The organism is Herminiimonas glaciei (assembly GCF_042664955.1).
Taxonomy (GTDB): Bacteria; Pseudomonadota; Gammaproteobacteria; order Burkholderiales; family Burkholderiaceae_D; genus Oxalicibacterium; species Oxalicibacterium glaciei.
This window is the reverse complement of sequence record NZ_JBHTBU010000001.1, coordinates 389360-409271: the sequence shown is the minus strand read 5'-3', so window position 1 is coordinate 409271 and position 19912 is coordinate 389360. Positions and strand designations below refer to the sequence as shown.

Sequence of the window (19912 nt, the reverse complement as noted above, 5' to 3'; positions counted from 1 at the left end):
ACCGGACCATGATCGCTCTATGTCCTGTTCTCGGTTTGCACCGCAACTTTGGCAAAACTCAATTGTTTGAGTACATCGGCCACATCAATAAAACGCTGCAGCGCGACCTCCTTGTCGGCGCGGATGACGAAGGATGTATCCTTCTGCAATGCCTGCAGTTCTTTCTTCAGCAGTTCCGGCGTCACCGCCTTGCCTTCGAAATGGATATCGCCTTTTGCGCTGATCTCTATCATCTTGGCCTGCTTCGCTTCATCCGCGCTTTTGGATGCTTGCGGCAGGTTGATAGGTATCCTGCCACTGGCGATAAAGCTGGAGGTGGTCAGCACGATAGTCAGCAATACCAACATGATGTCCACGAAGGGAATCACGTTGATAGTGTCAAAGGGCTTCTCATCCATGGGCAATTTCCCATTGCAGCATGAGCACCCTTACCTTGCGTAACAGCGCGTTGTAAAACACAACCGCCACCAGGGCGACCACCAGGCCGACTGCCGTCGCCTTTAGCGCCAGCGCCAGGCCGGTCATGATCTTGCCGGCATCCATGGCGGACGGATCCAGCCCCATATTGTAGAAAGTCAGCATGATGCCCAGCACCGTCCCGAGCAATCCCAGGTAAGGGGCATTGTTGCCGACCGATCCGATCAAGCCCAGTTTTGCCGTCAGCACCAACTCCAGCGATTTGATACTGCTAAAGTTTTCTACCTTGATGCTGCGATAAAAAACCATGCGTTCAAGTGCAACGGCGACCACCGCTATGCTTAAAACAAGCAGCAAGCCGATGATGCCGTAATCGATAGCGGCGGAGAGCCATTCCATTTTCATTGCTTATCCCTTCTCATTCAGAGCTTAAAGTTCACATCCGGCGTCATCAGAAACGCAAGCCCAGCATTGCCTGGACCTTCACGTCATCGTTGTAGACATTGGTTGCATCGCTGTTACCCGTGGTCTTCGCAACTTGCAAGCGGCCAAAGTACTTTTTGCTGCTCAGGTAGTAAGCCAGGCCGATGTCACTGATGTTCAATTTGTTGGCGCGCTGGACCGCACCATTGAATACGTAGAGGTAAGGCTTGCCTTCCAGTTTGACCGAGCCGTAATTGGCGAATACCCCAACGGTGTGGCTAATGTCAGCACCCGGGTTAAGCGCAAATTTCAGTTCTGCACCAAGCAAATAGCCTTTATCCCCGGTCACGCCATCCGGATAGGATTTGATGCCGCTGGGACCGGAAACACTGAATTGCTCAACCCCGTCGAGTCGGTTGCCCAATGAATCCTGCACTTGGGCGGTCGTTTCCAAAGACCATTTTTCGGTCAGGGCCAGATTGCCAAAGAAGGACACATTCAGCTTGGAAAAATTGCCGGCCGTATCCGATACCGCTTCCAGTGCCTTGTCATCAAAATTCAAATGACCGAAGGCAGCGCCGACGTTCACATTGGAATAGGCAAACAGGCCAAACAGGCTGCCATAGGTCTCCCTTTGCAGATTCAATGTAGCGACGTTTTCTTGTTTGGCAGTTGTCGAAGTTCCGCTGAAATAGCTGTCTTTCAGCTGCTTGTTCGTTACATCCAATGACAGGTAGATGCTATCTTCGCGCGTGCGTTTGATGGGATAAGACAATCTGGCGCTGTACATTTCGGCTTCGCCGGTGGCTTCCAGCGCAACGTATTCATCGCCTAGCTTGTAAGTGGTTTTCGCGGCGGCTACTTCCAGGCGCAAGCCATCGTTATTCAATGGAAATTCATAAGCGGCACGCGCATTTTGCAAGCCGGCGGCTTTGGTGGTCGTGCCCTTGAGGGAAATGCGGTCGCCTATGCCAAAAGGGCTGTTGATATACAACTCGCCGGTTACACGATTTTCACCTGTAAAGCGGGAGCCATAGTTATCCGCCATGACATAGCCTTGCACACGATCGGCTGCTTCGGTTTCAACCAGGAAATCGGAGGTGCCGGGTTCTGCGCCGGCAGAAATGCTGACGCGCGGCATGCGTGCGCCCGGCGTGTCGTTGACCAGTAATATCGAACGCTCCAGCCCTTCTTTGGTCACTATCCCGGATTTGCTCTTCGTCTGCTCAAATATGCCTTGCAAACGCTCATCCTTCAGCAGCGAGCTATTTTTCATCTGGAACTTGCCGTATTTCCCGGCAACCACCTTGATCAGCAACACCCCATCCTGGATGTTTTGCTTGGGTACAAAAGCGCGCGCGACCATATACCCTTGTTCCCGCGCATACACCGTGATTTTGTTTGCAGCCTGCCGAATCTCGTTGATGTTCAGTTCACGGTTGCGATATGGCTGCAGCAAGGACGACACTTCGTTTTCATCAAGAAATTCAGCACCTTCCACACGAAAATCCCTGACTGCAATCTTTTCACCATCTGCCAGGGACAGTGGCGTTTCTTCTTCCTGGATGATGACCGGTGCCGGCGGCTCTGTTGGCTGGACAGGAGGTTTCGCTACATTGGTATCCCTTACCGCGTCGCCGATACCGTAATTGAGGACTTGCGCCTGCACCGCTGGTGACGCCAAGGCCAGGCTGGAAAGCAGCGATATGGACAGCAATGCTTTTTGTTGCTTATAGATGTTGAACATAATGGTTTTAATAATTTATTTGAATGTTGAAATCAAAATCGGAAATAGCCCGGAAAAGGACACCTTGGCAGCGAAAAAAGACACTCCCTGTCAGCTTCGCCAACGTCGTATTCAGCGCTTATTTGCGGGATTCCTTGTCTTGAGGGTTGGAGCTGTCTTCAAGATTGAAGCGCACACCGTCGACGACGATGCTCTTCACATCGGCAGAGAAATTCTGCGTATCGGCGAAGACGATCTGCTTATCGATTGAAGGATATTTCTCTGCGGTGGAGAATTGTTGCGGCGTTGGCTTAACATCCCGTTGCATTGATTGCGCAGCCGAACCTAGTTGCTGGCCAACATTTTCCAGAGTGGCTTGCTGGACGGCTGCCGCATTTGAATTTGCGTTGGTATTTGGATCAGGGGGTGGTGGCGGTGCACTGATATTTGTAATCGTGCCATTATTCGATGCAGCTTCTCGACCAGTTATCTCACCAGATACCGAACCGCTCAGCGTAATTCCGGAGATCGCGCCATTGTTGATGCCTGCTATACCCCCTGCATATCCACCAGTACCGACCGTGACATCGGCAACAACGACGCCATTAAGAATGCTGCCTGCATTATTCCCCGCCACTCCTCCGGCGATATTGCCCGGGGCGGTCACGGTAGCCTTTACCGAGAAATCACTGATCACCCCGCTAGCACCATTAAAACCAACAAATCCACCAATATTTTGGGTATTGAATGGCTGTCCTGCCGATACGCTCACAACGGCACTTGAGTTCTTGATAAGGCCCGAGTTATTTCCCGCAAATCCGCCGACACTGTTGAGTCCACCGATAACGTTTGTCACCACAAATGAGTCACGGATGACTGCAGCACCTGCTCCGCTTGTACCAACCAAACCACCAACAGAAGTAGCATCCATGGATACCGTGACGCTCTCGCCGGCATAGTAGGAGTCGGCAATGGTTGCATTGACATTCATCCCGGCCAGGCCACCAACGTTACCCGGACTAATCCCCTGGTTATTGAAAGCCGTTACCTTGCCGGTGACGTGGCTTCCGACTATGGTGGCCATCGCACCAAAATTTCGTCCGACGAGTCCACCGATAACGCTTGAGGCACCCTCAACATCAGCGGTGGAATACGAACTGATGACAGAACCACCGTTATTGAAACCAAGCACCCCACCCACGTTCGAGAAACCTTTTACCGTTCCACTTACATACACATGATGGACATTACTACCTGTGCTATATCCGACTACACCACCAACATTGCTGTTACCCGCAATATTAATGTTCACTAATCCAAGATCGCGGATGATGCTGGTATTCGTAGACTGCCCGACTAAACCGACATAGTCGTTGTTAGGTGTATTGATAGTCAGGTTGCTGATGGTATGTCCCATCCCGGCCAATGTTCCGTCCAGGCTCGCAATCACGGCACCGTTGTATATCCCGCTGGCGGCATCCAGGTTTTGCGCCAAGGCAAATTTACCCGTGCCATTGATAGCTGCGAGCGAAGCCATGTCATGAATCAAGGTGTAATTATCACCATTGATATTCAGACTCGCATTGGCACCACTTAAAGTGACGCTACCGTACACACCACCACTGGTATCCTGTTTTGCGACCAGATTCCCAGCTGCATCCCGCGTCGAACCGCTATAGCTGGCCTTGGTCCGGATGTTGTAGTCGCGGCCATAATTCATCACCAGGCCGGCATTGGCTCCGGTCGCCTTGATTTCATTATTGATATTGATGTCACGCACTGCGACCAACTTCAGGATAGAGTCCGTTGACCAACTCACACCATCGTTCACATAGATATCGCCATTGATACCATTGGCCCCCAGCGTCGCGGCTTCGATAGTGACGAGAGCGTTATTGGCAAGCTGCGCACTCAGCGCAGCACCCGTTATATCGCCACCACTCGCTGCAATGGTGAAATCAGTTGGATCAATCAGCCAGGTACCGCTTTTTCCTGTTGCCGATTTCGTCGTGATGACTGCACTATCCGCAATCTTGACCTTATCACCACTGGTTTCAATGAAGCCACCATCACCCGTAGTCGGAGCCGATGCGTCCAGCTTCCCGGCGATGTTCGCCGTGCCGCCATGTGCGTAGATTTCGATCGTACCCTTCAGGTCATCTATCGTTTGTGCCTGCACGATGCCGGTATTGTTGACCTGCGAACCTAGCAATTCATCCGCAGCTTTCGCCGTCAGGATCACCTGGCCGCCATCCGCATAGATCGCCTGCTTGTTCTCTACCAAAGCATTCAACGCACCTTCATCTATCGTCACGCTCAAGAGCGAGTTGCCATTGAAGTTCAGCGTGACTTTGTTACCAGCATTCAGCGATACCGTGCCTTTGGTCGCCACTATCGCCCCCTGGTTCGACACCAGATGCCCCATCAGCACTACATAACCGCCATCAGTGACCGTGATGGTGCCAAGGTTAGTCACTGATGCGGTCGAACCATTACCCTTGAAGGTGTAGTTCCCTTTATTGAAATCTTCATCAGTGATATTCAAGGTACTGGCGAGGAAACCACCGGTATTGACCGTTGCACCGGTCGAAATCAATACGCCGTTCGGATTGACCAGAAAGACTTTACCTGTCGCGTTGAGTGCACCCTGCAGCACACTCTGTTCATTCCCGATCACACGATTGAGGGTGATGGACGCCGCATTGGGCTGGTTGAAATTGACGGTTTCATTCGGCGCAGTACTGAAACTCTGCCAATTGATGACCGCCTTGTTTGAACTTTGATTGATGTCAGTGACGGCACCGTTCTGCACGATGGTCGCCGTACCACTGGTCACACCACCATTCGGCCCCACGACCGGCGCTGCAAAGGACCACACCGGTACCAGCATCGCTGATATCGCCAGGCATAACTGTGTGCGTTGTAAGGCCGCCCGCCGGCTTGGAGAAAAACTGGAAACTGCGCGCATGTCTATTCCTTCGAAGAATTGGACTCAGCAAGGCCTCGCGTGGCATAAGCCGGGCGAATCTCTATGCTTTTTTTAGGTATAAATAAATTTACCGGTCACGCTTCGCTCTTTTATTGCTATATATGAACAGATATAACGATAGGCGAATGAATGAGCCGTGCAAAACAGGATGCTCTATTATTGTTCGCAGATATACCGTGCGCCGTACTGATATTCGCTATAGGTAATAACGTATATCCTTACCTCGCAGTGTATTTGGAGGCAGGCTCGCCACTAATCTGATGGATAGATGAAGGGACGGTAAAACTCTGGGCGCTGTATTTTAACTGATATATCGCATTTTTGTAATCACATGAAAACATGCATGAATGACAATGCTATTTGTCAGATAAAACCGTCGTTCTTCCTCTGTACAATAAAATACATCAACAGAAGGAGCAATTACCGCTATTCCCGTTCGGGATGAGTGGATAGAAATGATGAGATCGCAGAATGACTTCTGTACCGCTTGGAAAGCCCGTTTATCTTAGTGAAGATACAAACCCATCACCGTCAATACGGCACCCCAAACATCAAATAGAAAGAAGTCTCGCCGCCACCAGCGGCAAAGCCCAGGAAGCCCGGTCCAAGGAAGGTATCCGCCGCAAAAAATACCGATGCCGACTTCAGCGTACCCTGCCCGTCGCGCTTGTCCAGTATGGATGCAACACGTCCGGCTTCCAGTGATCCGCCCAGGTAGACACCATTACCCAATGGCGATGGCAGGTTGAAGATGCGCTTGTAATACATCGCACGCGCCATCGCATAATTGTTGCCGGAAAACTGGTCTATCCGATATGACGAGAGCCTGAACGGACCGCCCAGGCGGAAGGAGTCGAAGTACGGTATTTGCGTGCCGACGCTGGAACCACCGGATGCATTCAGGCTGATCGTATGTTCACCAAAACTCTTGACGTAGGTCGCTCGCCCATCCAGCTTGTTGTATGCGTCCTTATCGAACCAGCGCTCTGCTGTCATGACGACGGCATAGCCCTCGCGTGGCAGGAAGGCGCGATCCAGTTGGTCGAGGAAGAAGCGCGCACGTACACCGCCGCCATCGGATTTGAAGTCAGGCAGGATAGGTGAACCGGTATTCACGTCGGCATTGATACGCCGGTAAGCCGGACCTGCACGTACATCTCCCCACGGCCCCATGGATACCCCGAGATCAACGCCAAGGCGCAACTGTCGTGTCAGGTAACGCGCCACCTGGTCCTCGCCCAGATAAACCGGGCGCGTGTTTTGGCTGACCTTGCCGTAGGGGGCGACGAAGAAACGTCCCGCCGCATCGATCGGTTGATAAAACTCGGTGGAGATAAAGGTATCCCGTCCTACCTGGGCATCGGTGGTCCATTCCGCACCGAGGTTGCTGAGCCAGGTACGCTTGTAACTGACACCGGCATTGAAATCATTCTCGCCCTGGAAATCGGTTTGCAGCGACACGCCGAAACGCAGGTAATCCGGCCCCCAGGATTTCTCATGCGCTTCTATCACCAGTACCCGACGGCCATCGTCATCGCTGATGTGATAGTTCACCCCTTCAAAGTCACCCCGCCCATAGATGCGACGCAAGTCCTCGCCGATCTTTTGTTCCGACAAGGGTTCACCGGCCTTGGTCTTGACCAGGTTGCGCAAGACAGCTTCATTTGTCCTTTGCAAACCTTCAAAGCGGATTTCATCAATGGCACGCATGCTGGCCGGCTTCGCCGCCTGTGTCTTGCGCAAGCGTGCATATACATCCGGCGGCAGGCTGTAACGCTGCAATGATTCGGTCATGGCGCGCGCGGCCTGTTCGCCGATCTGGATGGCTTCTTTCGCGCGGTCAAAGCTGGCGGCCGAAATGTCGCCCAGCTCAGGTTTGATGAGCACATCTTTGGCACCCAGCGTCGCCAGCTGGCGCTCTATCGAATCATTTCCCAGCAAATTGACCAGTTGCCCGACGACGGAAATGATAGAACCTATCTCCTTGCGCTTGAGCGGCGGCGTACCGATATTGACGGCAATGATGATATCGCCGCACAGTTCACGCGCGACATCAATCGGCAGGTTATTCGCGATACCGCCATCGACCAGCAGATGTCCATTGGTTTCTACCGGCGGCACGATACCCGGCAAGGACATGCTGGCGCGCATCGCGGCCGGCAAGCTGCCGCTGGCAAGGATCACCTGCTTGCCGGTTTCAAGGTCGGCGGCGACGGCACGGTATGGGATAGGAAGTTTTTGGAAATCGCTGTTCTGCGTACCTTCGGCAGTGAAGTCGCGCAGGAAGCTTTCAATGGAAATACCGGCAATCACACCCTTGGGGGCAAGGATTTGCGTACCACGCACGCCAAACTCGGGGGCAAACAAATTCTTGTAATCATCATCCTTGCGCCGCATCGGAATTTCATTGCGTGGCGGATGATCGGTAAACACATCTTTCCAGCTGGTAGTGGAAATGATGCGCTCCATCTCACTCGGCGCGATGCCTATCGCAAAGCCACCGCCGACGATGGAACCCATGCTGGTGCCGACCACGCAATCGACCGGCACGCGCAATTCTTCCAATACTTTCAATACACCGACATGTGCTGCGCCACGGGCACCGCCGCCGGATAATGCCAATCCTATGCGCGGCCGGTCCAGCGGCTCCCTGGCAAAGGTGCCGCCGGGGGCCAACAAAACCGACAGCGCGGCAGCACATATCCAGTCTCGTGGTCGGAGCATGTCATGTCCGCATCAACGGGCTTTATCACTGGCATTGCTGGCACTCTGGGGAACCGGTTCGGGCAAGGCGACTTTTTGCCAGCTCTTGTCAGGATCAAAAACCTTGATGCGTTTGACCAGGGCCGGTGTATTCTGGCCGAAGTCTTTTTCATATACCTTGCCATCGTGACTGATGATGAAGCTTTTGACGCCGGTCTGTCCGTAATTGATCGGCCAGGCCAGCAAGGCGAAGCCGCTCACCATGCGTCCGTTGATGATGTAGCTGTATGCGCCACCGTTGGCATTTTCACCCTGCGCGGTCAAGATACGATAGTAATAGCCGTGGTAACCCTCGCCCGGTTTCAGGGTGGCAAACAATGAACCTAAGGGGCTTTCCGCTTCCTTATCGGCCACGACCCAATACAAGCCGTCATGTTTGCCCGGGCTGCTTTTGAATTTCTGCGCATACTGCAGGATACCGTCACTACCACGATCCACACTGGCATATTCCTTTTGCGCATCGTAGTAAGCCAGCAAGGCTTGCATGGTGTTCAACTCATTGCGGCCGATACGTCGGGTGCGCATTTCTTCGGAACCGGCCTGCACATCGAATTGCCAGCCGCTACCGCGTTTGACCACCGGCATGGGCAAGGTCCAGCCCTGCGTACCGACTTCCACCACAGCCCGGTCAGCACCCTGCGCAACAACCCGATGTGCCTGCTTCCAGGCGCTCAGGAAGTCATCGATATCCTGCTGCGCAATATTTTGCGTCGGCATCAAGGTCTTCCAGTCCTTGCCCAGGACTTTATTGAGTTGCTCCGGATCCGGCCGCGCGACCGCATCTGCAAATGCGTTCGCCGCATCATCAGCGGACGGGTAGCTTTGCTGCGCCAGCGCTGCTGTGGATGAAAACGTAAAGGCTGCCGCCAGCAGCAGCGTGTGCAGATTGCGCCAGCCGTTGACCGCAGGCACGGAGAAAGAAGGGTTCATAGTCTTGTTCATGTCGGCCGCTCCTAGTGATGACGTCCAAGGCCGCCACCTGCAGCGCGCCCGCCCCCACCGCCACCGCTACGGGGTGCGGCGACATTCTGATGCTGGGCCATCGCTTGCCGACTGGCATTGCCGCGCTCGGCTTGCTGCCTGACCTGCTGACCGTTACCCGCCCCGCGCAAAGCACTATCGCCGCCGCCCCGCGCCGGCTGGTTGCGCGTTGCACCGCCAAGTTGATTACGGTTGTTATCACGTGCGGCATTCTGGGCACGGCTCTTTGCTTGCGGATCGTTATTGAGGCGATTACGTTCGGCGGCGGGATCCATTCCGTGTTGCTGCAAAGTGCCTTGCGCCTGTTTGCGTTGCGCATCGCGGGCCGGATCGTGACCACGGAAATCCTGTCGTCCGCTGGCACCCGGGATGTTCTTGCCATAGCGTTGCTGGCTGACCGGATCACGATACGGCACACCGCGCCGATTGGCGGCATTGTGCTGGAAGGTGGTCTGGTTCGCGTTGATCCTGTTATTGACGTTGATGTTGTTGTACTTGTTGACGTTGATATTGACGTCACCATGGTGCCAGTCGCAATCGCTCCACAAGGCAGCCGTGATACCGACACCTACGCCGAAGGCAATACCGGATGCCAGTGCCGCGCCCGGATAATAGGCCGGTGGCGGTGGCATGTAATAAGGTGGATACGATGGATATGGCCAGGTACCGTACACCACGGTCGGGTTATAAGCCGGTACATACACCACTTGCGGATTGGCCGGCTGGATCTGGATCACCTGCGTTGTCTGCGAAGTGTCGACCACGACTTTTTGCTGTTCATTTGATTTCAAATTGCCGGCCTTTTGCGCGCGTGCCCGCAAGCGTTGCGCAGAATCGAGTACATCCTTGGATGATGCGAGGAAGGCATCACCGAGTTTTTGGACCCAGTCCGGCTTCTGTCCCATCATTTGCAATACTTGAGGAAAGCCCACCAATGCCTTGACGCTGGGATCCCACTGCTGCGCGTCGACTGCTTTGACGGCATCATCCCCCTTTACATTTGCATGGGCAGCAGACCATTTGGCGGCATCAGCGACATCGGCGGGATAGGTCGCCGCCATCAGTACCTGTGACAACAAGGTGTCCGGATACAAGGCCACCGGCGCCACCAGTTGATCGAGCTCTTCCTTGGTCAGCGGAGGTGGCGCAGCTTGCGCGGCCACCAGGACAGGCTGCAGACACAAGACCAGCGCCAGTGCGCTGAGCAATCCGGGTATGAGCTTACTCATTACTCCTCCTTGTCAAATTCTTGTCGAATCTTTGCCTACAAAGGGAACTGCAGGTTCAAACCCATGAAAACCTGGAATTTCGGCACGCCGTCACCTTGATGCGACACCGTCCACTGTGGCTCGGCGAAGAGATTGAGTGTGGTCTTGCCGGATTTCCATACCTTGCCGCCGCCGAGTCCGATCGGGATCGAATAGGTACTGCGCTGGATGTCATAGTTCCAGGTCGCGGTGCTGCGTACATACCAACCCTGCGGCAGGTTGTACATAAAGAAGGGTTGTGCGGAAAAATTGTTTTGTGTCGGACGATCGTTGTCACCGGCGAAGGAGCGCTGCCAGGTAAGCAAAGCACCCAGCAAACCCCACTTCTGCGGCGCGATCGCCATCCCGGCCAGACCCGCCTGCCATTTACCGGTACCCATTTCATCGCGGCTGGCGGTCGGTATCGTCAACTGCGGACCTATGCCCACTTCCATACCGTCCAGCTTGAATACGAAAATATCAAAGATATTGAGATCACCGGCACCAGTCTTGCGGCCAATCGGATCCATATCCGGCGTGGTCACCACCGGCATGGTCACACGCAGGATTTGCGGTTGATTGAATAATTTATGCGGTAGCGTGCCGCGGAACAGGAAGGCATTGCTATCCTTGTCGCCAAGCCCATAGGAACGGCCGACATACTGGTCCTGGAAATTCACACCCAGCGTCGGCTGCAAGGGATTATTGGCGGCATTCATTTCTTCAGCCGACGGGTGCTGCGCATACACGCTGGCGCTGCACAGCAACAGGATCAACGCGACCAGCAAGACCAGCCACGCCCGCCCGGCATAAGAAACCTCTATTCGTTTCAGCAAAGTTTGCATGTGGCGCATCTCCATAGGATTTTTGTGCATTGCTCACCTTAGCCAAAAATACTGCCGGAGAATATCGGGCATTCAGGCAAGGCGACGTGCCCTTTGGTGCAATTCCCTGCACGCCACCCACAACGAATCTGCACTAGCGCCGGCGGAAACTGCCCCGGTGCATGCCCATCGAAGATTGCCGCAACTGAAACGCCTGCTGGCCCCCGGCCATGCGCGCACTCCGTTCGCGCTCGAGTCCTTCCGCATGCTCGCGCTGGAAATTTTCTGTGGCAGGCGGGCTGCCACGAGATGCGCCCAGGCCGCCAGTCGCACTGCGGGTCGCCTGGCCCTGGCTGCTGCCGGGTACCGATTGCCAGCCGCCGCTTGTATGCTGTTGCCAGCCGTCACCGGTTTTGCGATAGACATTGCCATCCTTGCCGGCGTAGACGTCGTCGCCTATATGTGCGACATGGCCGCCATCCTGCCCGGTCGCGCCACCGAAGGTGGTCCACTGCCCGGTGCTCTTGTCGTAATAAGCACCACGATTGCCGTGCACTTCATTGCCGCTATAAGCATTCCCGGCAACACCGCGCGCGCCGACCACGACATTGCCTTGCGGTCCGGTTGCGACACCACGTGAACCGGCGGCGTAGTTGCCGCTATATACATTGCCGATCGCGCCGCGCTGTCCTGCGGATGCAATACCGGTACGCGAATTGTAGGAAGCACCTACGCGGCCGGCCCATTCATTGCCGGTCCATGCATCGAAGCCGCCATACTCGCGCGATACGCTGGCGCGATTACCCCACTGCTGATAAATATTGCCGCTATACCCGGCCCATCCACCCGGTCCCCATGCGACTGCACCACCGGCCGCGCCCCAGGCCCGCCCCCATGCCGGATAAGCCCATGGTCCCCAGTACGGATACGGTCCCCAACCCCAGCCGTAAGCCACCGTCGCGGCGCCCCAGAACCAGCCGAAGCCAAAGCCATAAGCCCAACCGGTCCACGGCGTATATGCAATCGAAGCGGCATAACCATAAGTCACCGGATCACCATACCAATAGCTGCTGACCCACGGCTCATACACATAGCCGGTGCCATACACGACGACACCGGTCACCGGATCGATATATGCCCCCTGATAACCCGGCGTGTAGCCGACATACACCGTGTTACCCGTCACCGCATAGATCCTGACGTAGGTCAGGTAATACAAAGGCGAGCTGGGCGGGATGCTGTAGATTGCCAGCGGCACCATGGTCGCGACCACCCATGGTCCGTTGACCGACGAAGCCCAAAACCATACGCCGTCCTGCACTGCATAAACGGTGGAACCATCGACCCGCACTATTGGCGTCGCCGAGTTGGCGACATATTCAACAGTCGTCCCGGCTATGGTTTTGAAGACCGGCGCACCATCAAACTGCGGCGTTGCCAGACGCGTGCCGACGATGTTGACGGCTGCGGTCTGCGGCACTGTTGCCGCCACTACAGCATCGGCAGCCTGTGCGGTGCCGGCGACCGAAGCCTTGATATTTTCCACGGGGCTGTCATCTGGAATACGGGCAAAATCCGCCGGCAAGGCATTGGCTGCCACAAACTCCCACGGCCCCGCTTCACCGGGAGCACGAAACCAGCGCCCCGATACCAGGACATACATGCTGTTATCCGGTGCGTGGCGCAGAATGTGGCCGGTGGTATTGCTCACATAAGAGAGATTGGTGCCGGTGATTGCGGCGTACTTCGGCGCACCGTCAGTCACAATCAGTTCAGTCGGCCTGGTCGCAACATACACATTCGGTACGATGTTTTTCAAGGACGGTCCCGGCTTGTCCGCTGCCGGCTGGCCACTCAATGCATCGATTAAATGCGCATTCGACGTTTGCTTGAAAGCTTCATCCAGATGCGCCGATGTCGCGTTCAACACGCGCCAGGGCGCGGCCAGGTCCGTCGTCGTCATCCATCCATCGAATATCTTCAGGTAGTAAGTACCGCTACCGTCGCGCAACAGCAAAGCACGGGTATTGATGACGCGCTGGAATGGCAAGCCCTGCATGGCGCGATAAGTCGGTGCGCCATCGACGTATATCAATATCGCCGGGACATTGGAAAAGATGAAAGCCGGCGGCACGTTGCGCAAGGGCAGGCGCGCATCATTTTTTTTCGACGCGCTAATTGCCAGTTGCTGTTGCAGGCGGTCCAGGGCAATCGTGTGCGATTTACCGGCGAAATCCTGTTCGATAACCTTGATCCACGCCTGCGTTTGTGCCGTTGTGGCTGAACCGAAATCACTCTTGATGATATTGGCCTGATTGATCGTGACGACTCGTGTCCCTTTATCAGTCAGCGTATTCGCCTGCATGGTGATGATGCCTTAGCTCGTATTCGGCGTCTTGCTGCCGGAATTGGTAGTCGCCCGCACCGCCATGCGTGCCGTCAGGTGGAAGCCATCCCAGCTATCCAGTTGCGGCTGGAATACCGTCAGTTTCGTACTGCCGGAAGTGATGGCGAGCGGCCACGATGATTCCTTGCCGATCGCATCAGTCCTGGTATCGGCCGCGTATGCACTGCGATGTGCATCAACGATAAGGCAACATGCAATGATGAATAGCGCAGCGACAAATCGATAGCCCGATACAGTCATGACACCCCCTCACAATGTAGTCATCGCAGCCGATGGCGACAGCGATGACTCATTGTGTATGCATGAGGACGCTGACGGAATTGAACCTTGGTGACGCAGGCACTGCCCCGAAGTACCATGCCACCACCTCAATCAAATGCGTAGACTTTGGCCCAATCCTTTTTCATATCGACCACGGTCCAGCCGTTTGCCAATGCTGCATCCAGTGCCTTGTCCAGCTTGCCGATATGCGAGGTCCGGTCATATGCCCATTCACGTTTTTCGTCGGTGTGATGCACCAGTCCCATGAAACGCAGGCCTTTGCCGGCGGCAGTCCATTGCAGCATTTGCAAATCACCATCCGAGTTACCGAAAGCGAAGATAGGCTGGCACCCGATACTGCGATAGATGCCGACCGGCTTGCCGGGACCATCATCCAGAAATTCCATCTTCGGCAATTTGATCAGTACCGGCTTGCCGTCTTTTTCTTCAAACTTCACGCCACCAACAGTGCCGATCACACGTTCCGGCGGAATGTCGTACACCTTCTGGCTCCACACCCGCATAAACTCCACCCCGCCACCGGATACGATGAAATTCTTGAAGAAATTCATTTCCAGGTAGCGCAACAATTCCTTCATCGGCTGATAAGCCAGGTCGGTATAAGGACGGTTGAAACGCGGATGACGCGAAAAGAATAGCCAGTCGTCTATCGCCTTGTCATATTCCGCGGTCGTCATGCCGGAATTGGCGACTGCCAGCAATTCCAGTACCGGCTTGACACCTATCTTCATCAGGGCCGGTATATCACGCGCCATCAGCGCCTTGAATTCCGGCAAATCCTGCCACTCAGGATGCTTGGGCGCAGCGGCGCGTACCTGGTCGGCCATGAAATAAAGCTGGAAATAAAACGGCTGCTCACTCCACAGCGTGCCGTCGTTATCAAACACGGCGATACGATCATCCGGTTTGACATAGGTCTTGGCATTGGTATCGGTCACCGAGATGACGAATTTGATGATCGCCTGCTTGGTCGGACCGTCACGCCAGGAGGGCAAGGCATCGGCGGCCCAGGCCGGCAAGGCAAACAGCAGCGAGACGGCGACCGTAGCCTGGATAAACTGGCGACGCAATTCTGAAAAATGTTTCATATTGACTCCTGTCAGTTGCGGCCTTGATCCAGGCCCGGCATTTCAGCTAATCATTCGTCTATTGGCTGGCGACGTCCGGTTCACCCTTGATACGGACGATGCAACGGAAACCCAGGTGGCAGGTCGCGGTATCTATCGGTTGCGCCATCCTGGCGGCAGGTCGATAGCGCCGACAGTAATTCGGTGCACACAGATGTGAACCACCCTTCATGACCTTGCGCGGGATTTGCACATTCTTGACGCGCTGGTCAAAGCTGCCGTCCGGTTCGCCACCGCGCGGATTATTAATGGTGCAGCAGGCATGCTGGATCTTGCTGTGTTCCTGATACCAGTCGACCGTCCACTCCCAGACATTGCCGGCCATGTCGTACAAGCCATAGCCATTGGCCGGGAACACCCCGACCGGCGAAGTCCACTCGTAGCGGTCCAGCAACGAATTCTGATGCGGAAAATCGCCCTGCCAGTTATTCGTCATATAGCGTCCGCCCGGCGTAAATTCATCGCCCCAGACATACTCGGCGCCATCCAGTCCGCCACGCGCCGCGAATTCCCACTCGGCTTCGGTCGGCAAAGACTTGCCGGCCCACTCAGCATACGCCTGTGCATCTTCAATCCCGACATGCACGACCGGATGTTTCCACAAGCCCTGTAGCGACGACTGCGGACCACGCGGATGCTTCCAGTCAGCGCCCTGCACGTAATGCCACCATTGATGCGGATCATCCAGCTCGACCTTGGTCGGAGTCTTTTGAAATACCACCGACGATGGCACCAGCAATTCGGGACGCGCGCCCGGATAGTCATCCGGATTGACCTCGCGTTCCACCATCGTCACATAGCCGGTCGCATCGACGAATTGCTTGAAATCGCTATTGGTCACCGCATACTTATCCATCCAGAAGGCGTCTACCACCACCTTGTGCGCCGGCGCCTCTTCCGGATAGTGATCGTTGGACCCCATCAAAAACTTCCCGCCCGGTATCCACACCATATTGCGCGGTGCCTGCAGCGACGGCTGTAGTGGCATTGCTGTTTGCAGCTGTGTATCTACTTGCATACTGAGTCCCCTTAAGGCAATCGACGAGAGTGTGTAACGGCTTTCACTGATTCGCTTTCTTCTTCTCGATGAAGTAACGGGCGATACGTGCAAACGGCCCGCGCAGCAATATGTACGGCAGCACTGCGAGGAAGAAGGTAATGATCAGTGCTTCGCCAATATAAAAGGTATGCAGCACTTTGTATTGATAAATCGCTTCCATGCCGAGCGATAAGGCGATGATGCGGCTGGTCGCCTTCAAGGCTTCCTTGAGCCGGCCTGAACGCTCGTCAGGTGAATGCACCAGGGTCCAGAAGTATGGCGAACGGCCGGTGCGTGCATCCTTCATGCCGTCCAGCAAAGCGGCAATGATCGCCATCGTCGGCTGCAACATGAAGCGGAACGCCATCGGTCCGCTCGGCCTGGAGATCAGGTCATGCCAGATGCGTGTCAGTATGTCTGTGAATTCCGTCATCACTTTCCCCTCAGAGGTTGGGCTACTGTGCTGTCTCAGCTTTGCGGCAGGTTACTCAGGCGACCGGTGACCGGCTTGCCGCCATTGGCACTCCATTCACGCACGATGGATTCCACCCCGGCGCGTGGTCCGATATCAAATTTCAGGTCCAGCCCGTCACGCCTCAACAAATCCCTCACCTCGCCGGTCAGATTGGATAACTTCAGCGTGATGCCGCGTTCCTGCAATTCCGCCTGCAAGTCCAGCAGCATCTCGGCAGCCGCAATATCGGAATAAGGCGAAGACGACAGATCAAAAACCACCAGCTTGACCGGTGCAGGCTGTCGCTCAATCGCATCCAGCAAGTCGTCCTTGATCTTCGCAATGTTTGCGTAAAACAGGCCGGCATTGGCACGGAACACCATGATGCCCGGTATGGTTTCGTTTTCCGGATGACGTGCCAGGTCGCTGTAGAGCTCGCTACCCGGAATACGACCCAGCAAGACCGTGCTGGGATTGCTGGCGCGCCAGACCAGCATCAGCAATGACAGTACCGTGCCTATCATCACGCCTTCCAGCATGCCGAACACCAGGACGCCGAGCATCGCAGCCAGTGCAATCCAGAATTCCTTCGGGCTGACCCGGTACAAGCGCACCAGCGCAGGAATATCGATCAGACCCTTGACCGCGATGATCACTACCGCTGCCAACACCGGTTCCGGTAAGTTGGTAAACACACCGGTAAAGAACAATACGATTATGCCAAGCAAGATGCCGCAAATGGCACCCGCCAGCGGCGTCTTCGCACCACCCTCATCGTTGACCGCCGAGCGCGACATGCTGCAGCCGACCGGTTGCGCCGCACCCAAACCGCACAATACATTCGCGGCACCGACTGCCAGCAATTCCTGGTTCGCGTCGACCGGATACTTATGCTTGGCAGCAAAGGTACGCACCACACCCATGCCCTCTACATAAGACAGCAGGAACACCGCGAATGCCGTCGGCAGCAAGGCTTGCACGTCGGCCATCGTGAAAGATGGCACCTTCATCGGTGGCAAGCCGGTGGGGATCTGGCCGGTGATCTTGATGCCGGTCGTATTCAAGGCAGTGAATATCATCAACAGTATGGATAACGCTACCAGCACCAATGCCCATGGCACCTTGGGTGCCAGCTTCTCGGTTACCAACAGGAACACGATGCCGAATACACCGAGGCCGAGCGCGTAAAGATTGGTCTCACCCAGATGCGCACCGATATAAAGGATACGGTCGGTAAATTCACCCGTTGCGCCTTCGATACCAAATAATTTCCCCAATTGCGTCGTTGCGATATAAATCGCCGCACCCGCGGAAAAGCCGGTCAATACCGACTCGGAAATGAAATTCACCAGGAAACCCAGCCGCAGCACACGCGCCACGATCGCGATCAGGCCGACCAGGATCGCCAGCAACGCAGCCAGCTCCCCGTAGCGCGCCGGGTCGTGGCTGACCACGCCGGCCAGTCCCGTCGCCACCAGGATCGCCAGCGCCGAGGTCGGCCCGATGGCGGCCTGCTTCGAGGTACCAAACAAAACATACGCAAATACCGCAAGCAGGCTGGCATACAAACCCGCTTGCGGCGGTAAGCCCGCCAGGCCTGCATAGGCCATGCTCTCCGGTATGCAAAACGCGGCAACCGTCACACCTGCCAACAAGTCGGCACCAAGCCATTTGCTCTGATACTTCGGCGCCCAGTCCAGTATCGGCAGACAACGTTTCAGCCAGGAACCGGATTCGGCTTTCGTTTGCGGCGCGGCGCTCATGATGTCTCCTTCACCATTTCAATATCCGACAAGGGCCACGATGCATCCAGATAGGCTTCGAGCGGACCATAGAGACGGAAGTAGGCAAACCATGCGCGTTGCGGTATCGATGGAATCCAGTTCGCTTCAAAGCCGGGCACCGCCTTCGGCCCGATATAGATATCGACCGAACCGTCTGCATTCTTCACCAGCTCGGGCATGCGCGAAGACTTGTCGCCTATGCCTTGCGGGTTATCGATCAGGCAGCGCGTGCGTGTGTCATACACGGTCAGCGACCAGAATTGTTTGGCCGGCGGATTCGGCGGTACGCGCAATCGGTATGTCTTGCTGCCATCCAGCCAATGCCCGGCCTTGTCGTGATAACTGCCCAGATAAGCCTGGCCCAATCCGGCGCTGCGACTCATCATGCCCTTGCTGGCGGTCACCGCTTCGTAGAACCAGGCGGTGCGTTGATCAAGCTGCGTGTAGTAATCGTCTTCCTGGTCAGGATCCTTCAACTCCAGCACATACACCCAGCTGGCATCCGCACGATAGCGCGCGCCTTCGAAGCGTTTATTGAATGAGAAGTTCATCGCCATCAACTCGCCGACATCAGCACCCTGTTGCAGGATTTCGAGTTGGCGCTGGTCCGGATCGAAGGCCTTATCCTTTTCTATACCGAGCGGGATCAGCATCGCCATCATCATGCGGTCGCGCGGCTCTACCGGCTCTTCCTGCAGGATCGCGTGCAATCGCTTCCAGTAAGCCAGGCCACGCGGCTGGCCCTGGTTCCAGCGGCGACCGGCAGGTGAAATCAACTTGGTCGGCGGTGGATTGTTTTTTTGGCTGAGCGGATAAATCGACAGCTTGGCAATCAAGTCTTTCGACTTTTGCGGATCAGCTTCCAGGCTGCGCACGCCGAACATGATGTTATTCATCGGCATTTGCACCACGCTATAACCAGTCGTGTCCGCCACGCTTTGCCCCTGGCCTAGCAACAGGTACTTCGCGCCCTGCCCGCGATCCGGTCCGGTTTCACCCATATCGGTCACACTACGCTGCCAGAAATCGCCAACGCCGCCAGCCATCGCACCGGCCGGGAAATCAATCACCAAAGGTCCGGTACGGTGCAGATTGGCAAACGACATGATGTAAGGCGTGGTTGCGTTCGCGGTCAGGATGCCGAGCTTGTCTTGATAACTTTCATAAATCACCAGCTGTCCATCCGGTGCGCCGAATACTTTTTCATGCTGGTGCTGCCATTCGGCAAAGGACACAATAGGCAAAGCCCATAGATACGTCTGGCAGGCACGCTGGAAATCGAGTTCATCGTATAAGGCATGCGAATCCACCGGTCCGGCCGGCAAGCCTTTATCTAAATTGATGGTGCCGATAGGCGTATAGATCTGGCCGCTGAGTAGCTGGTCCGACGAATCGGACGCGTAGGTCGGTGTACCCAGGAGATCGCCAGCGTGCAAAGGATTGGACATG

Annotated in this window: 15 protein-coding genes; all 15 read right to left on the bottom strand. The window is 55.5% G+C overall.

Going from position 1 to position 19912, the window contains the following annotated elements; all coding sequences use genetic code 11:
- Positions 1–17: 17 nt before the first annotated feature.
- A complete protein-coding gene (locus tag ACFQPC_RS01905; protein WP_382269956.1) occupies positions 18–398 on the bottom strand; it encodes an ExbD/TolR family protein in 381 nt (126 codons plus the stop codon).
- Positions 391–816, bottom strand: a complete 426-nt coding sequence (gene exbB / locus ACFQPC_RS01900) for a TonB-system energizer ExbB (protein WP_382269955.1) — start codon at positions 814–816, stop codon at positions 391–393. The genes ACFQPC_RS01905 and exbB overlap by 8 nt, the downstream gene beginning before the upstream one ends.
- A gap of 52 nt (positions 817–868) precedes the next feature.
- Complete coding sequence (locus ACFQPC_RS01895) at positions 869–2587, bottom strand: ShlB/FhaC/HecB family hemolysin secretion/activation protein (RefSeq protein WP_382269954.1); 1719 nt, start codon at positions 2585–2587, stop codon at positions 869–871.
- A gap of 118 nt (positions 2588–2705) precedes the next feature.
- Complete coding sequence (locus ACFQPC_RS01890; protein ID WP_382269953.1) at positions 2706–5534, bottom strand: two-partner secretion domain-containing protein; 2829 nt, start codon at positions 5532–5534, stop codon at positions 2706–2708.
- Positions 5535–6086: 552 nt separating this feature from the next.
- Positions 6087–8279, bottom strand: a complete 2193-nt coding sequence (locus ACFQPC_RS01885; RefSeq protein ID WP_382269952.1) for a patatin-like phospholipase family protein — start codon at positions 8277–8279, stop codon at positions 6087–6089.
- 12 nt (positions 8280–8291) lie between these two features.
- Positions 8292–9260 carry a DUF2950 domain-containing protein gene (locus ACFQPC_RS01880; protein ID WP_382269951.1) on the bottom strand — a complete coding sequence of 323 codons (969 nt, stop codon included), beginning with the start codon at positions 9258–9260 and terminating at the stop codon, positions 8292–8294.
- 11 nt (positions 9261–9271) lie between these two features.
- A complete protein-coding gene (locus ACFQPC_RS01875; RefSeq protein ID WP_382269950.1) occupies positions 9272–10528 on the bottom strand; it encodes a DUF3300 domain-containing protein in 1257 nt (418 codons plus the stop codon).
- A gap of 35 nt (positions 10529–10563) precedes the next feature.
- Positions 10564–11391 carry a hypothetical protein gene (locus ACFQPC_RS01870; RefSeq protein ID WP_382269949.1) on the bottom strand — a complete coding sequence of 276 codons (828 nt, stop codon included), beginning with the start codon at positions 11389–11391 and terminating at the stop codon, positions 10564–10566.
- A 133-nt stretch (positions 11392–11524) separates the two neighbouring features.
- Entirely contained in the window at positions 11525–13735 is a 2211-nt protein-coding gene (locus tag ACFQPC_RS01865; protein ID WP_382269948.1) for an autotransporter, read from the bottom strand.
- Positions 13736–13747: 12 nt separating this feature from the next.
- Entirely contained in the window at positions 13748–14017 is a 270-nt protein-coding gene (locus ACFQPC_RS01860) for a hypothetical protein (protein WP_382269947.1), read from the bottom strand.
- A 128-nt stretch (positions 14018–14145) separates the two neighbouring features.
- A complete protein-coding gene (locus ACFQPC_RS01855) occupies positions 14146–15147 on the bottom strand; it encodes an HAD family hydrolase (RefSeq protein ID WP_382269946.1) in 1002 nt (333 codons plus the stop codon).
- Positions 15148–15205: 58 nt separating this feature from the next.
- Positions 15206–16204 carry a formylglycine-generating enzyme family protein gene (locus tag ACFQPC_RS01850; protein WP_382269945.1) on the bottom strand — a complete coding sequence of 333 codons (999 nt, stop codon included), beginning with the start codon at positions 16202–16204 and terminating at the stop codon, positions 15206–15208.
- A 43-nt stretch (positions 16205–16247) separates the two neighbouring features.
- Positions 16248–16658, bottom strand: a complete 411-nt coding sequence (locus tag ACFQPC_RS01845; protein WP_382269944.1) for a hypothetical protein — start codon at positions 16656–16658, stop codon at positions 16248–16250.
- Positions 16659–16693: 35 nt separating this feature from the next.
- Entirely contained in the window at positions 16694–18442 is a 1749-nt protein-coding gene (locus tag ACFQPC_RS01840) for a SulP family inorganic anion transporter (RefSeq protein WP_382269943.1), read from the bottom strand.
- Positions 18439–19911, bottom strand: coding sequence for a DUF1254 domain-containing protein (locus tag ACFQPC_RS01835; protein ID WP_382269942.1), 1473 nt, complete (start codon positions 19909–19911; stop codon positions 18439–18441). Before ACFQPC_RS01835 ends, ACFQPC_RS01840 begins: the two co-directional genes overlap by 4 nt.
- Position 19912: the final 1 nt, after the last annotated feature.